Annotated in this window: 1 protein-coding gene and 1 pseudogene; both read left to right on the forward strand. The window is 45.3% G+C overall.

Features of this window, described 5'->3' with window-relative positions:
- Positions 1-444, forward strand: a 444-nt coding sequence (locus KIV40_RS30475; RefSeq protein ID WP_285353016.1) for a ribonuclease E/G, incomplete at its 5' end; no start/stop codon positions are given.
- A gap of 10 nt (positions 445-454) precedes the next feature.
- Positions 455-1237, forward strand: a pseudogene (locus tag KIV40_RS30480) (hypothetical protein); the annotation flags it as partial.

Raw genomic sequence — 1237 nt, forward strand, 5'->3', positions numbered from 1 at the left:
ATCATCATTATCGACTTCATCGATATGTTGTCAGAAGAGCACCGTAAGCGTGTACTTACTTCATTAGAAGCAGCACTCGATAAAGACCGCGTTAAGACCAATATCAATGGCTTTACGCAACTAGGTCTGGTTGAAATGACCCGTAAGCGTACTCGCGAAAGCATTGAGCATATCTTGTGTTCAAGCTGTCCTGCTTGTGAAGGCCGCGGCAGTGTCAAAACGGTTGAGACGGTGTGCTACGAGATCTTGCGTGAGATTACGCGCGTTAATCGTGCCTACGACGCCGATAAATTTGTGGTTTACGCAGCGCCTGCGGTTGCCGAAGCCCTTGAAGGTGAAGAGTCTCATGCGCTGGCTGAGCTTGAGGTCTTTATTGGTAAACAAGTTAAAATTCAAGCTGAGCCTTTGTATATTCAAGAGCAGTTTGACGTTGTTATGATGTAATGGATACTTTGTGAGCTCTAGTGTTACTCAGCTACTGCGTGCATGTTTATGGTTAGTGGTTACTTTACTTGTGGCGCTTGCCATAGCGGTAACCACTTTACGTGTTGCGCTTCCTAACCTGAATAAATACCAAACTGAAATTGAACAGTGGGTTGATCAGCATTCAGGTTTTGATTTTTCTATTCAAGATGTGAGTGGCTTTTGGCGAAACACACACCCTTCTATTGCCCTGAAGGGGGTGAAAGCCAATCTTGTTCAAGCTGAAGATGTGACGTTTTCCGTTGAAACAGTCGAAGTTGAATTCGATCTGATTCAATCGGCGATTCAAATGCGCCCGGTTGTTGCCGACTTGGTGATGAACGGGATGTATCTCGATATCCGATCCATTGATCTGTTTGCTGCTCGCGATAGCAGTAGGGCAGAGACTTCGGACTCGTCGGGTCGGGTCATCAAAGAGCTCGATAACCTTCTACTTAAAACTTTGGTCGATGTTACGGCTAAGGATTCCTCGTTACTTTATCGAACGGTTTCTGATGAAGAACGTCAACTCGATATTGAAACCCTCAAGTGGCAGAACTCTGGTAAGCATCATCTTGCTGAGGGTGTTGTCAGCATTAAAGACGCTAACCTCAACTCTTTGTCAGTAAGTGCTAACTTTGTTGATGGTGGCTCATTAACAGACGTTACTGGGCAGTTCTATGTCAGTGCTGAAAATATTTCAGTGAAGCCTTGGCTCACTCGCTACATGCAAGCAGAATCGGGCATTAAAACCGGTAATGTCAGCCTTAATAGC

Source organism: Vibrio sp. D173a, from assembly GCF_030248475.1.